The 13760-nt window shown below is 70.2% G+C and carries 10 protein-coding genes; 6 read left to right on the top strand and 4 right to left on the bottom strand.

Annotated features, from left to right (window positions below; all coding sequences use genetic code 11):
• Positions 1-26 precede the first annotated feature (26 nt).
• On the bottom strand, positions 27-1493 hold the full coding sequence (locus tag APR04_RS07015) for an MFS transporter (protein ID WP_253868835.1): 1467 nt from the start codon (positions 1491-1493) through the stop codon (positions 27-29).
• A gap of 81 nt (positions 1494-1574) precedes the next feature.
• Here APR04_RS07015 and APR04_RS07010 point away from each other — a divergent pair, with 81 nt between their 5' ends.
• From APR04_RS07010 to APR04_RS06990, 5 genes are all read left to right on the top strand, one after another.
• Positions 1575-2021: a GNAT family N-acetyltransferase gene (locus tag APR04_RS07010; protein WP_253868833.1), complete on the top strand. Its 447-nt coding sequence runs from the start codon at positions 1575-1577 to the stop codon at positions 2019-2021.
• A 208-nt stretch (positions 2022-2229) separates the two neighbouring features.
• A complete protein-coding gene (gene pulA, locus APR04_RS07005) occupies positions 2230-7728 on the top strand; it encodes a pullulanase-type alpha-1,6-glucosidase (RefSeq protein ID WP_253868831.1) in 5499 nt (1832 codons plus the stop codon).
• Positions 7729-8022: 294 nt separating this feature from the next.
• Entirely contained in the window at positions 8023-9372 is a 1350-nt protein-coding gene (locus APR04_RS07000; protein WP_253868828.1) for an extracellular solute-binding protein, read from the top strand.
• Between the two features lie 4 nt (positions 9373-9376).
• A complete protein-coding gene (locus APR04_RS06995; protein ID WP_253868825.1) occupies positions 9377-10252 on the top strand; it encodes a carbohydrate ABC transporter permease in 876 nt (291 codons plus the stop codon).
• A complete protein-coding gene (locus tag APR04_RS06990) occupies positions 10252-11142 on the top strand; it encodes a carbohydrate ABC transporter permease (protein ID WP_372496069.1) in 891 nt (296 codons plus the stop codon). The genes APR04_RS06995 and APR04_RS06990 overlap by 1 nt, the downstream gene beginning before the upstream one ends.
• A gap of 97 nt (positions 11143-11239) precedes the next feature.
• Here the strand turns inward: APR04_RS06990 and purU are convergent, their stop codons facing one another.
• Both purU and APR04_RS06980 read right to left on the bottom strand, forming a co-directional pair.
• Positions 11240-12100: a formyltetrahydrofolate deformylase gene (gene purU, locus APR04_RS06985; protein ID WP_308292327.1), complete on the bottom strand. Its 861-nt coding sequence runs from the start codon at positions 12098-12100 to the stop codon at positions 11240-11242.
• A 9-nt stretch (positions 12101-12109) separates the two neighbouring features.
• Positions 12110-12742 carry a GNAT family N-acetyltransferase gene (locus tag APR04_RS06980; protein ID WP_253868822.1) on the bottom strand — a complete coding sequence of 211 codons (633 nt, stop codon included), beginning with the start codon at positions 12740-12742 and terminating at the stop codon, positions 12110-12112.
• A gap of 88 nt (positions 12743-12830) precedes the next feature.
• On the opposite strand from APR04_RS06980, the gene APR04_RS06975 reads away from it, so the two are divergent.
• On the top strand, positions 12831-13340 hold the full coding sequence (locus tag APR04_RS06975; RefSeq protein WP_253868819.1) for a GNAT family N-acetyltransferase: 510 nt from the start codon (positions 12831-12833) through the stop codon (positions 13338-13340).
• 22 nt (positions 13341-13362) lie between these two features.
• On the opposite strand, the gene APR04_RS06970 is transcribed toward APR04_RS06975, so the two are convergent.
• Complete coding sequence (locus APR04_RS06970) at positions 13363-13755, bottom strand: PPOX class F420-dependent oxidoreductase (protein ID WP_253868817.1); 393 nt, start codon at positions 13753-13755, stop codon at positions 13363-13365.
• Between the last annotated feature and the right edge of the window lie 5 nt (positions 13756-13760).

Here is a 13760-nt window from a genome sequence, read left to right as displayed (position 1 = left end):
CAGGCTAGCCGATGCCTCCGACCCCTCTACCGCGCCGGGGCCGCCCGCCGCGGCAGCGCGAAGACCAGCAGGAACGCCGCCACCGAGAGCGCGGCGCTGGTGCCCATCGCCATGGTCGCCGCGTGGGCGAAGGCGTCGGCGACCACCTCCGGCGTCGGGCGGCCGGGCGGGAACGACAGCGACCCGAAGAGCACGGAGCCGATGACGGCGATCCCCGCGGCCGACCCGATCCGCTGCATGGTGCCGATCACGCCGGAGGCCGCCCCCGCCTCGGCTCGATCGACGGTGGCGACGATGAACTGGGCGTTGGGCGCGATGAACAGGCCGCTGCCGACGCCGCCGACCAGGAGCGGTGCTGCCAGGGTCCAGTGCGTCAGGTCGCCGGCCGGCACCAGCCAGAGCACGAGCCACAGCGACACGAGGCCGACGGCGACCATGCCGGTGCCGATCACGAGCACGAGCCGGCCCAGGCGGTGGGCCAGGCGCTCGCTCTGCGTCGCGCCGACGATCGACCCGATGGCGAACGGCACCGACACGATCCCGGATGCCAGCGCCGAGTGACCGAGCCCGGACTGCCAGAAGATCGAGATGGTGAAGAAGATGCTGGTGAACGCCGCGAAATAGACCAGCGCGAGGATGACGCCGCCGGTGAAGGCCGCGTGCGAGAACAGGTGCGGCGGGACGAGCGGGCTGTTGCCGCGCGCCACGACACGGCGCTCCCAGAACGCGAACGCGACGAGCAGCAGCAGGCCAGCCACCAGGGACACCCAGGTCCACCACGGCCAGCCGGCGTCCTCGCCCTCGATGAGCGGTACCAGCACGGCGACGAGCGCGACGGTGACCAGCAGCAGCCCTACGCCGTCGACCCCGCGCGAGGTGGCCCCGACGACGATCCTCGGCAGCAGCACGACCGCCGCGGCGACGGCGATCACCCCGAACGGCAGGTTGACGAAGAAGATCGAGCGCCAGCCCTCTGTCTCGCCGAACGCCTCGATGAGGAGCCCGCCGACGATCGGCCCGAGGGCCGTGGAGAACCCGATGGCGGCGCCCATCACGGCGAACGCCTTGCCGCGCGTGCGGCCGGCGAACATCAGCTGGATCAGCGCCGTAACGGCCGGGAAGAAGATGCCGCCGCAGAGGCCCTGGGCCACGCGGGCGACGATCAGCTCGGTGGAGCCGTCCGCGAGGCCGCACCAGAGGCTGGCGAGCGTGAACCCGGCCAGGCCCACGACGAAGACCCACTTGTGGCCCACGCGGTCACCTATCCGGCCGGCGGGGATGAGGGCCAGGCCGTAGGCGAGCGCGTAGCCGGAGATGATCCAGGACAGGGTGCTCTCGGACGCGTCGAGCGACGTGCGGATGGTCGGCAGCGCGACGTTGACGATGGTCGTGTCGAGGAGGGCCATCGAGACACCGAGGATGAGCACCGCGAGCGCGATCCACGAGCTGCGCGGGGTGGCGTCCGGGGTGGCGGGCGCGGGGGAGCTGGTCACAGAAAGTGCGCCTCTCGGGGGACGGGTGAACCCCAAGATCGTATGCGCACCAACCAGGGGGTTGCTCCTTAGGGTGAGCGCATGGACCTGATCTTTCGCGAGGCGAACCTCGACGACCTCGAACGCGTTGTCGAGCTCATCGCCGACGACGCCGTCGCCGCCCGCCGCACCGGCACGTACGGCGAGCCGCACCTGCGAGCCTTCGAGGCCATTACCGCGAGCCCGGACACCGAGCTGGTCGTCGCGGAGTCAGACGGTGTGGTGATCGGCGTGATGCAGCTGACGTTCATCCCCGGCATCTCGCGCAACGGCGCCTCCCGTCTGCTCGTCGAGGCGGTGCGCGTGAGCAGCGAGCTGCGCGGCCAGGGCATAGGCCGGCTCCTTATGGAGCACGCCCACGAGCGCGGCCGGGAACGGGGCTGCGTGCTGGCCCAGCTCACGTCGGACAAGCAGCGGCCGAAGGCGCACCGGTTCTACCGCGGCCTGGGCTACGACCAGTCGCACGAGGGCTTCAAGCTCCCGCTCTGACTCTCGCACCGCGAAGGTCCGCCTCCACCAAGCACGTGCGCCTGCTCCCGGGCCGCGCAGCAGGCCCAACGGCATGGTGGAAGCGGACCTTTCCGCTGCGCCGCCTGGTGGCGGCAGATTCGACCTCGGTGACCCTTGCTGCAATGTTCTGCAAGCGTTACAGTCGCGTTCGGCTCACACTGGGTTCCGGACGACGAAGGGGTCATCCATGTCTCGCACCGCGCGCCCGCGCCCCACACAGCTCGGCGCGGCCGTCGTCTCGATCGCGCTCGCGGCCTCGGTCGGGCTCGCCGCTTCGGCGTCGGCGGCGCCCGGCACGACCGGCACGCCCGTACCCGCCGCGACCGCGAACGAGGCGCAGGATCGCACCGCCGCCCTCGTGGGCAGCCTCCAGGACGAGCTCGGCTGCGCCGCCGACTGGGACCCGGCCTGCGCGGACACCGAGCTGGTCGCCCAGGGTGACGGCACGTTCAGCGCGGAGCTCGAGCTGCCGGCCGGCACCTACGAGTACAAGGTGGCGCTGAACGACTCGTGGGACGAGGCCTACGGCCGCGACGGCGGCCAGGACAACGCCCCGCTCCACCTCGAAGCTCCGGCCACCGTCCGTGTCACCTACGACGACACCACCCACCGCACCGCCCTGACCCCCCTGACGCTCGCCGGCGAGTACACGGAGCCGGACGAAGCCCTGGTGCACGAGCCCGTCCGCCAGCCCGGCAGCGACGAGCGCTTCTACTTCGTGATGACCGACCGGTTCGCCAACGGCGACCCGTCCAACGACGAAGGAGGCCTGACGGGCGACCGGCTCGACACCGGCTTCGACCCGGAGGACAAGGGCTTCTACCAGGGCGGCGACCTCGCCGGCCTGCGCCAGAACCTCGACTACATCGAGGACCTGGGCACGACGGCGATCTGGCTCACCCCGAGCTTCCTCAACCGGCCGGTGCAGGGCTCCGGCGCCGACGTGAGTGCCGGGTACCACGGCTACTGGATCACCGACTTCACGCAGATCGACCCGCACCTGGGTACCAACGCCGAGCTCGAGGCCCTGATCGACGACGCCCACGCGCGCGGCCTCAAGGTCTACTTCGACATCATCACCAACCACACCGCCGACGTCGTCGACTACGCCGAAGGCACCTACGACTACGTGGACCAGGCCACCAGCCCGTACCAGGACGCCGCAGGCAACCCGTTCGACCCGGCCGACCACGCCGGGACGGGCAGCTTCCCCGAGCTCGACGCCGCGACCAGCTTTCCGTACACGCCGGTCATCGACCCGGCCGATCAGGACGTGAAGGTCCCGGCCTGGCTCAACGACCCGACGCTGTACCACAACAGGGGCAACTCGACGTGGGCCGGCGAGTCTGTCACCTACGGCGACTTCAGCGGCCTGGACGACCTCATGACCGAGCACGGAGACGTGGTCGACGGCTTCGAGGAGATCTACAAGGCCTGGATCGACCTCGGCATCGACGGATTCCGCATCGACACGGTCAAGCACGTGAACTTCGAGTTCTGGGAGGAGTGGTCGGCCGAGATCGAGGAGTACGCGCACGCTCAGGGCAAGGACGAGTTCTTCACGTTCGGCGAGGTGTACGACGCCGACGCCGCCAAGACCTCCCCGTACGTGCGGCGCACCGCCATGAGCTCCGTGCTCGACTTCTCGTTCCAGGCCGCCGCCACGAGCTACGCGAGCGGCAACAGCGCGCAGCGGCTCGCCGACCTGTACGCCTCCGACGACCTGTACACGACGCCGCGCAGCAGCGGCTCGGCCCTGCCGACGTTCCTCGGCAACCACGACATGGGCCGCGTGGGCTACCTGCTGGCCGGCTCCGACGACCCGCTCGCCCGCGACGAGCTCGCGCACGAGCTGATGTACCTCACGCGCGGCCAGCCGGTGGTCTACTACGGCGACGAGCAGGGCTTCGCGGGCACCGGCGGCGACAAGGACGCCCGGCAGACCCTGTTCGCCACCCAGGTCGACGAGTATGCGGACCAGCCGCTGGTGACGGGCGAGCAGGCCGGGAGCGTGGACCGGTACGGCACCGACGCGCCGCTCTACGAGCACATCGCGGCGCTCGCCGACCTCCGCGAGGCCCACCCCGCCCTCGCCACGGGCGCCCAGATCGAGCGCCACGCGGACGACGGCGCGGGCGTGTACGCCTTCTCCCGCGTGCACCGCGACGAGCAGGTCGAGCACCTGGTCGCCACCAACAACGCGGGCGCCGGGCGGACCGTCACCCTCGACACCCTCACCCCTGGCGCGACGTTCGCCCCGCTGTACGGCACCGACACCCCGCTGACGGCCGACGACGACGGCGCGGTCACGCTCACCGTCCCGGCGCGCTCCGCGATCGTGCTGGTCGCCGACCGCACTGTAGGAGCCGACACCGCTGGCACCGTCACCGTCGTCCCGGGCACGAGCGCCCGGCCGGGCGCCGCGGTGTCCGGCGTGGCCCCGGTGGCCGCGGGGATCGACGACGCGTGGGCGGAGACCTCGTTCGCCTGGCGTGCGGTCGGCACCGACGAGTGGCACCACCTCGGCACCGCCGAGGACACGTCCCCGCGGGTGTTCCACGACGTGAGCGCCAACGGCGCCGACCTGCCCGACGGCACGCTGGTCGAGTACCGCACGGTCACCCAGGACGCCGACGGCGACCGCGCCGCCGCCAGCTCGTACGCGTCGGTGGGCATCGACGTGAGCGGCGTGGTCTCCGATGGCACCGATCCCGACATCGAGATGGTCACCGTCGCCGGTTCGCACAACAGCGAGATGGGCTGCGCCGGCGACTGGACGCCGGACTGCGAGGCCGCGCGCCTCACCCTGGCCGACGACGGTACCTACACCGGCACGTTCGAGCTGCCCGCCGGTTCGTACGAGTTCAAGGTGGCCCTCAACGGCTCCTGGGCGGAGAACTACGGGGCCGACGGCGCCCGCGACGGCGCCAACGTCCCGTACTCCACCGGCGGCGGCCCCGTCACGTTCACCTGGGACCCGGAGAGCAAGGTGCCCAGCGTGCAGGTCGGATCGCCCGGCACACCAGGGGAGGGCCAGCAGGCCGCGCACTGGGTACGCGGGGACCTGATCCTGGTGCCGGCCGACGGCTTCGGCGCCGGCGACCGCTGGGCGCTCGAGACCGGCTCCGCGGAGGCCCCGACGTCGTACCAGCTGGTCCCGGGCGAGGTGCCCGCCGACGTTGCCGAGAGCTTCCCTCACCTGGCGGGCCATCTCGCCCTGGAGGTCGAGGGCCTGGACCGGGCCGCGGCGACGTCGGCCCTGCAGGGAGCGCTCCGGCTGACCCGGTATGACGGCGAGACGCTCACCGCCGCAACGGGCGTGCAGATCCCCGGCGTGCTGGACGACCTGTTCGCCACGGACCGGGCGCTGGGCGTGACGTGGCAGGGCAGCAAGCGGGCGTCGTTCGCGCTGTGGGCGCCTACGGCCCGTGCGGTGACCCTGCAGGCCTGGCCTGCGCGGACGCCGCTCGATGCCGAGCCCCGAACCTTCGAGATGGCCCGGCAGGACGACGGAGCCTGGACGCTCGACGGGGGGCAGGTCGCCAAGAAGCTGGGTGGCCCGAGGGACGGCTGGCAGGGCGCGCGCTACCGGTACGCCGTCGAGGTGTACGTGCCGAGCACGGGCCAGGTCGAGACCAACGTCGTGACCGACCCCTACTCGGTGGGCCTCACGCTCGACTCGACGCACTCCGTGGCGGTGGGCCTCGACGCTCGCGCCTGGCGGCCGAGGGTCTGGCGGACCACCCCCGCGCCGGTCGTGGAGCGGGCGGTCGACCAGACGATCTACGAGCTGCACGTGCGGGACTTCTCGATCGCCGACGAGACGGTGCCCGAACGGCTGCGCGGCACCTACGGCGCGTTCGGCGCCAGCCGCTCGGACGGGATGAAGCACCTGCGCTCGCTGGCCGACGCCGGGCTCACCACCGTGCACCTGCTGCCCACGTTCGACATCGCCACGATCCCCGAGAGCCGTGCGGAGCAGGCCACGACCGCCGACCTGTCGGGCCTCGCGCCCGACAGCGAGGAGCAGCAGGCCGCCGTCGCGGAGGTCCAGGGGAAGGACGGCTTCAACTGGGGCTACGACCCGTACCACTTCATGGCGCCGGAGGGCTCCTACGCGATCCAGGCCGATGGCGGAGAGCGTGTCGCAGAGTTCCGCTCGATGGTCGGCAACCTCCACCGGTCCGGGCTGCAGGTGGTGCTGGACCAGGTGTTCAACCACACGGCGGCGTCGGGCCAGGACCCCAAGTCGGTGCTGGACCGTGTGGTCCCTGGGTACTACCACCGGCAGAACCCGACCAGCGGCGACGTCGAGACCAGCACCTGCTGCCAGAACGTCGCCACGGAGCATGCCATGGCGCAGAAGCTGATGGTCGACTCGGTGGTCACCTGGGCCCGCGACTACCACGTGGACGGGTTCCGGTTCGACCTCATGGGCCACCACTCCCGCGCCAACCTGGAGGCGGTCCGGGCGGCGCTGGACTCCCTGACCCTGGAGGAGGACGGCGTCGACGGGTCGAGCGTGTACCTGTACGGCGAGGGCTGGGACTTCGGTGAGGTGGCCGGCAACGCTCGCTTCGAGCAGGCCACGCAGGGCCAGCTCGGCGGCACGGGCATCGGAACGTTCAGCGACCGCCTGCGCGACGCCGTCCACGGCGGCTCGCCCGTCGACGGCGCGTCGCTGTTCACGCAGGGCTTCGGTACGGGGCTGTTCACCGACCCGAACGGCAGGGAGGCGCGGCTCGGCGACCCGGCGTCGGTCAACGACGGCGGAGCCGACGAGGCGGCGGACCTGGCCCACCAGAGCGATCTCGTGAAGCTCGGGCTGGCCGGGAACCTGCGCTCCTACGAGGTCACCACCTCATCGGGGGAGCAGGTCAGGGGCGACGAGCTGGACTACCGGGGCTCGCCAGCGGGGTACGCGGACTCGCCCGAGGAGGTAGTCACCTACGTCGACGCGCACGACAACGAGACGCTGTTCGACCTGCTGACGCTCAAGCTGCCCGCGGACACCCCGATGACCGACCGGGTCCGGATGAACACGGTGTCGCTCGCGACGGCCGCACTGTCGCAGTCGCCGTCGTTCTGGCACGCCGGAACGGACCTGCTGCGCTCCAAGTCGCTGGACCGCAACTCGTACGACTCCGGGGACTGGTTCAACGCCATCGACTGGTCGGGGCAGGACAACGGGTTCGGGCGCGGCCTGCCGATGGCGGCGGACAACGAGGACAAGTGGCCGCTCCAGGGCCCGCTCCTGGCCGACGCCGCGCTCAAGCCGAGCCCTGACGACATCAGGTTCGCCGCGGACCAGGCGGCCGAGCTGCTGGAGCTGCGGCACTCTACCGAGCTGTTCCGGCTGGGGTCCGCCGAGCTCATCCGGGAGAAGGTGACCTTCCCCGGCTCGGGTCCGGACGCGTCGCCTGGCGTGATCACCATGTCGGTCGACGACCGGGCGGGCGCCACCGACGTCGACCGGAAGCTCGACGGCGTGCTCGTGGTCTTCAACGCGTCGCCGGAGCAGGCCACCGTCCAGGTTCCTGAGCTCGCGGGCCGTGGCTACGCGCTCTCGCCGGTGCAGGCGCGCGGGGCGGACGCCGTCGTGCGGCAGACCACCTGGGACCGCGCGGCCGGGACAGTCACGGTACCGGGACGCACGGTAGCGGTCCTGGCCGACTCCCAGGGTTGATGCCCCGCCAGGGTTGATTGCCGACTGCAGACTTGGTTGCTGTCGCCAGCTCCGAGTGCAGAGCTGGTTGCGATGAGAAGGGCTCTAACCGCACCAGCTCTGCACTCGGCGGATCAGGCCGCGACCAAGTCTGCAGTCGTGAACAGGGTGCCCCGGTGGTCGTCAGGAGCCGACAAACTGACAGCGCTGACAAATGGTCCGGACAGTCTCTTGACTCGGGCCCGCCAGGGGTGAATCGTGTGCCTCAGCTTGTCCGGCAATGTTGCCGGGCTTCGCACGACGCAAGGGAGCTTCATGCGCACGGCACGATTCCTCATCGCACCCGTCACGGCAGCGGCGCTCGCCCTCTCGCTCGGTGCCTGCGGCTCCGGCGACGGTGGGTCCGACGACGCCACGATCAAGGTGGCCTACCAGAAGTTCGGCAACTTCACGCAGGCCGACGAGCTGTTCAAGGACGTCAAGGTCGACTTCGAGGAGGCGAACCCCGGCGTCACCGTCGAGCTGGTACCCATCGAGGCGCAGCAGAACGACTACTTCACGAAGCTCGCCCTGATGAACCGGTCGCCCAGCACCGCACCTGACGTCATGTACGAGGACACGTACATGATCAAGTCCGACGTCGAGGCCGGGTACCTGCAGCCGCTGGACGACTACCTCGCCGAGTGGGACGAGTGGGACCAGTTCGTCGACAGCGCCAAGGAGGCCGGTGCGGGCGACGACGGCAAGACCTACGGCGTCTCCATGGGTACTGACACCCGCGGCCTCTGGTTCAACAAGGACGTGCTCGCCAAGGCGGACCTGCCGGAGGACTGGGCGCCGACGTCGTGGGACGAGCTGCTCGAGGGGGCCCGGGCGATCAAGGAGTCCGACCCCGACGTCATCCCGTTCAACATGTACTCCGGCAAGCCCCAGGGCGAGGCGGCAGTGATGCAGGGCTTCGAGATGCTGCTGTACGGCACCGGCGACACGCTCTACGAGGACGGCAAGTGGGTGCTCGGCTCGCAGGGCTTCGTCGAGTCCCTCGAGTTCATCGAGACGGTGTTCACCGAGGGCCTCGCGCCCACCCCGCAGCAGGCGCTCGACACCAACATCGGCAACACGGTGCAGGCCGAGTGGCTGCCTGAGGGCAAGGTCGGCATCGCGCTCGACGGCTCGTGGGTGGCGGGCAACTGGCTCGAGTCCGGCGTCGCGCCCTGGCCCGAGTGGTCCGAGACGATGGGCACGGCTCCGATGCCCACCCAGGAGGGCCAGGAGCCGGGTGCCGTGAGCATGTCCGGCGGCTGGACCCTCGCCATGGGCGCCGGCTCCGAGAACCCGGACGCCGCGTTCGAGTTCATCTCCATGGCCCTGAACCGGGAGAACTCCCTCTGGTTCGACGTCGCGAACAGCCAGATCGCCGTACGGACCGACGTCGCCGAGGACCCCGAGTACACCAAGTCGAACCCGACCACCGAGTTCTTCACCGACCTGGTCGACGTGACCCACTTCCGGCCCGCGACCTCGGACTACCCGAAGGTCTCCAACGAGATCATGGTCGCGATGGAGTCCGTGATGACCGGGCAGCAGACGCCGGAGGAGGCGGCCGCCGTCTACGACGAAGCAGTAGCAGGCATCGTCGGCGACGAGAACACGATCCAGGGCTGACTCGATGGCTGTCACATCCCGCGGCGCGGCGCGGGTGGTTCCACTCGCGCCCGCCGTCGTCCTTCTTGCGCTCTTCATGCTGGGTCCCGTGGTCTGGTCGTTCTACGGCTCGTTCACGAATGCCGCGCTCACGGGGCCCGCCGCCCTGAACCCCGAGTGGATCGGGCTCGACAACTACACGGCACTGTTCGGCGACCCCGACTTCCCGAAGTCGCTCTGGCTCACGGTCGTCTTCGTGTTCCTCTCCGCCGTCGTGGGGCAGAACGTGATGGGTATCCTGCTGGCCGGCCTGCTGCGCTCGGCGGTCAAGCCGGTGCGGTCCATCGCCTCGACCGTCGTGGTCGCCGCCTGGGTGCTGCCCGAGATCGTCGCAGCGTTCGCCGCGTACGCGTTCTTCCACTCCGAGGGCACGCTCAACACCATGCTCGCCGGGGTCGGGATCGCCGGGCCCGACTGGCTGTACTCGACCCCGATGCTCGCGGTGATTCTCGCCAACATCTGGCGCGGCACGGCCTTCTCGATGATGGTCTACTCGGCGGCGCTCGCCGAGGTGCCGCCGGAGCTCACCGAGGCCGCCCAGCTCGACGGTGCGAACGGGTTCCAGCGGCTGGCGTGGGTGACCATCCCGGTCATCCGGCGCAGCATCTCGACCAACCTCATGCTCACCACGCTGCAGACCCTGTCCGTGTTCACGCTGATCTACGTGATGACCGGCGGTGGCCCGGGCACGGACAGCTCGACGCTGCCGATCCTGGCCTACCAGGAGGCGTTCAAGTTCGCGCAGGTCGGCTACGGCACGGCCATCGCGACGGTGATGATCATCGTGGGTGCGGTCTTCTCCGTGATCTACATCCGCGCGCTCCGACCGGAGGTGGACTGATGGCCGGCCAGATGACGGCGCCCGCCGTGCAGACGAGACGTGCCGGGACGGCCGGCCAGCTGGCAGGACCGCGCATCAAGCCGACCAAGATGGCGGCGAACCTGGTGCTGCTCGTGATCGCGCTGCTGTTCGTGCTCCCGATGGCGTGGGTGGTCGTCGCTTCGTTCGACGCGCAGGCCACCCTCTCGTTCGGGGTGCCCGACGCGCTGACGACGGACAACTTCGCCGCGATCATGACGCCCGAGCTGACGTGGCTGCCGCTGTGGAACGCGTTCGTGCTGTCCTTCGGCGCGGGAGCCATCACGGTGGTGGTCGCGGTGCTCGCGGCGTACCCGCTGTCGCGGTACCGCATGCGGTTCGGCAAGTACTTCCTGTACTCGGTGCTGTTCGGGACGTGCCTGCCGATCACCGCGATCATGGTCCCGGTGTACTCGCTGTTCGTGCAGCTCAACCTGCTGGACTCGCTGCCGGGGACCATCTTCTTCATGGCGGCGACGTCGCTGCCCATGGCGATCTGGATGACGAAGAACTTCATGGACTCCGTGCCGATCTCGCTGGAGGAGGCGGCCTGGACCGAGGGGGCGTCGGCCATGCAGGCGCTGCGGCAGGTGGTGCTTCCGCTCATGCGGCCGGGGATCGCTGTCGTGTTCATCTTCGTGTTCGTGCAGGCGTGGGGGAACTTCTTCGTCCCGTTCGTGCTGCTGCTCTCGCCGGAGAAGCAGCCGGCCGCCGTGAGCATCTTCGCGTTCTTCGGGCAGTACGGGTCGGTCGCCTACGGGCAGCTCGCCGCGTACTCCCTGCTCTACGCGGCGCCGGTGCTGGGCCTGTACGTGCTGGTCACGAGGATCTCGGGCTCGGCCTTCGCGCTGGCGGGTGCCGTGAAGGGCTGACGGCAGACCGCTAGTGGTCGGCAGAACGTCAGGTGGTCGGTAGCTCGGACTACCGACCACCTGACGTTCTGCCGACCACTCGGGGCTCGGCCGGTGCTCAGCGGAAGACGACCGTGCGGCGCCCGTCCAGGAGCACCCGGCGCTCCGCGTGCCAGCGGACGGCGCGGGCGAGCGTGCGCCGCTCGACGTCCTCGCCGATACCCACCAGGTCCTCGACCGTGCGGGAGTGGTCCACGCGCTCGACGTCCTGCTCGATGATCGGCCCCTCGTCGAGGTCGCCGGTCACGTAGTGGGAGGTGGCGCCGATGATCTTCACGCCGCGTTCGTGGGCTTGCCGGTACGGCCCGGCGCCCTTGAACGACGGCAGGAACGAGTGGTGGATGTTGATGATCTGCCCGCTCAGGTCGCGGCACAGCTCGTCGGACAGGATCTGCATGTACCGGGCCAGCACCACTACCTCGACGTCCAGCTCCTTGACCAGGCCGCGGAGCGTCGCCTCCGCCTCGGCCTTGGTGTCCTTGGTGACCGGGACGTGGTGGAACGGCTTGCCGTAGAACGTGGCGATGTCCTCGAGGTCGCGGTGGTTGCCCACTACCCCCACGACCTCGATCGGCAGGCGCTGCGAGCGCTCGCGGAACAGCAGGTCGACGAGGCAGTGCGCCGCCTTGGACACCATGACCAGCGTGCGGATGCGCCGGCCGACGACGTCGAGCGTCCAGGTCATCCCGAACCGGTCCGCCACCTTCGACATCGCGGTGGTGAGCTCGTCGCTGGACGCCGCCGACTCGACCTGCACGCGCATGAAGAACAGGCCGGACGTCGGATCGCCGAACTGCTGCGACTCGGTGATGTTCCCGCCGTGCTCCGCGAGCATCCCCGCGACCGCGTGCACGATGCCCGGCTGGTCCGGGCAGGACATGGTGAGGATCCAGTGGGTGGCTTCGGTCGCGGCGTTCACGCCGTCAGGCTAACCCGCCGGGTCGCCTGAGCTCTCCCGCGGCACGAGCTCGCGCCGCATCACCCAGCGCCGTCGGCCGCCGCTCACCCCGGCGGTCTCCGCCGCGCGGTGGAAGCCCGCGGCCTCGAACATGCCCACTGTTCCGACATACCCGCTGGTCGTGTCGACACGGTCGGGGCCGACGTCGGCCGGGTAGCCCTCGACCACCTCGGCGCCGTGCGCCCGAGCGTGCTCAACGGCTCCGGCGAGGAGATGATGCATGAGGCCGCGCTTGCGGTACCCGGCGCGGACCACGAAGCACACCGCTACCCACGCGTCCCGGTCGTCCACGAACGGGATGGTGCGGGTGTTCACGAGCCGGCGGTACGTGGACCGGGGCGCTATCGAGCACCAGCCCACCACGACGTCGTCCAGGTAGACGAGCACGCCGGGGCCGGGGTCGGTGGCGCAGAGATCGCGCATGTAGCCGGGGCGGCTCTCGACGGGGACACGGCTGTCCCGGTAGCTCATGCACCAGCAGCCCTTGCCGCCGGGCTTCTTGACCCCCACCACCTCGTAGAAGTCGTCGTACCGCCCGACGGCGGGCCGCACCTCGATTCGCTCACCGATCTCGGCCGGCCGGCGGGCTCCCTGGTCCTCCATGCTCCGAACCTACGCGCCCCCTCTGACACGCCCGTCCGGACCACGACCGCCGTCGACCTGGGCACGCCACCTCTGCGACCATGGACTCATGAGCAACTCCACCACGACGATCGCGCTGGTCGAGGACGACCATGCGGGCGAGCTTCTCACGCTGCGGCGCGCGGCGTTCGTGACCGAGGCCCAGCTGTACGACGACCCGCACATCCCGCCGCTCACCCAGACGCTCGCGGAGCTGCGGGACGACCTGGCTCGGGATGACGTGGTGACGATCGGCGCATGGGAGGGCCACCGGATGATCGGTTCGGTGCGTGTCGAGATCGAGGACGAGAAGGCGACGCTCGGCCGGCTCGCCGTGGCCCCGGACAAGCAGGCTCGCGGCATCGGCACCGAGATGCTCTTCGCCGTGCTCCCGTACCTGCCGGAGCAGACCAAGGAGATCTGGGTCTTCACCGGCAAGGACTCCAAGCAGAACCTCGCGATGTACACGAAGCACGGCTACGAGGAGCAGTACGACAAGGCCGCCGGTGATCTGACGTACACCTACCTGCGCCGGGTGCTCGGCGCGGCGGGTGCGCAGCCGGTGTCGCAGGACAAGTAGGTCAGTAGCCCCTCAGTACCCCTCAGTACCCCCAGGAGTGGAAGGACTCGATCTCCATCCACGCGTCGAACCGCGGGCTGACGCGGTCCGGGTACGGGTTGCCCGTGTAGTGCGTGGAGAGCCGGTCGATGCCGGCGAGGTCCTCGTCGGGCGTGATCGTCACGCGGCCCCGGAGGCTGGTGTGGCGGTACCAGCTGTCGCCGTCGAGCACCGTGAGGGAGACCCGCGGGTCCGCCCGCAGGTGGTCAAGACGCTTGCGGGTGCCGTCGAGGTTGAACAGCACCCGCCCGTCGTCGTACAGGTACCAGGTGGCCACCGAGAGTGGCGCGCCGTCGGGTCGGACGGTCGCCATGACGGCGGGGTTCGGCTGCTTGAGGATCTGCGCGATATTTTCGGGGACCGGGGGCTTGGTCATCGTGT

Origin of the sequence: Promicromonospora umidemergens, assembly GCF_024171995.1 — a bacterium.
GTDB classification, from domain to species: domain Bacteria; phylum Actinomycetota; class Actinomycetes; order Actinomycetales; family Cellulomonadaceae; genus Promicromonospora; species Promicromonospora umidemergens.
This window is presented reverse-complemented; position numbering and strand designations above follow the sequence as displayed.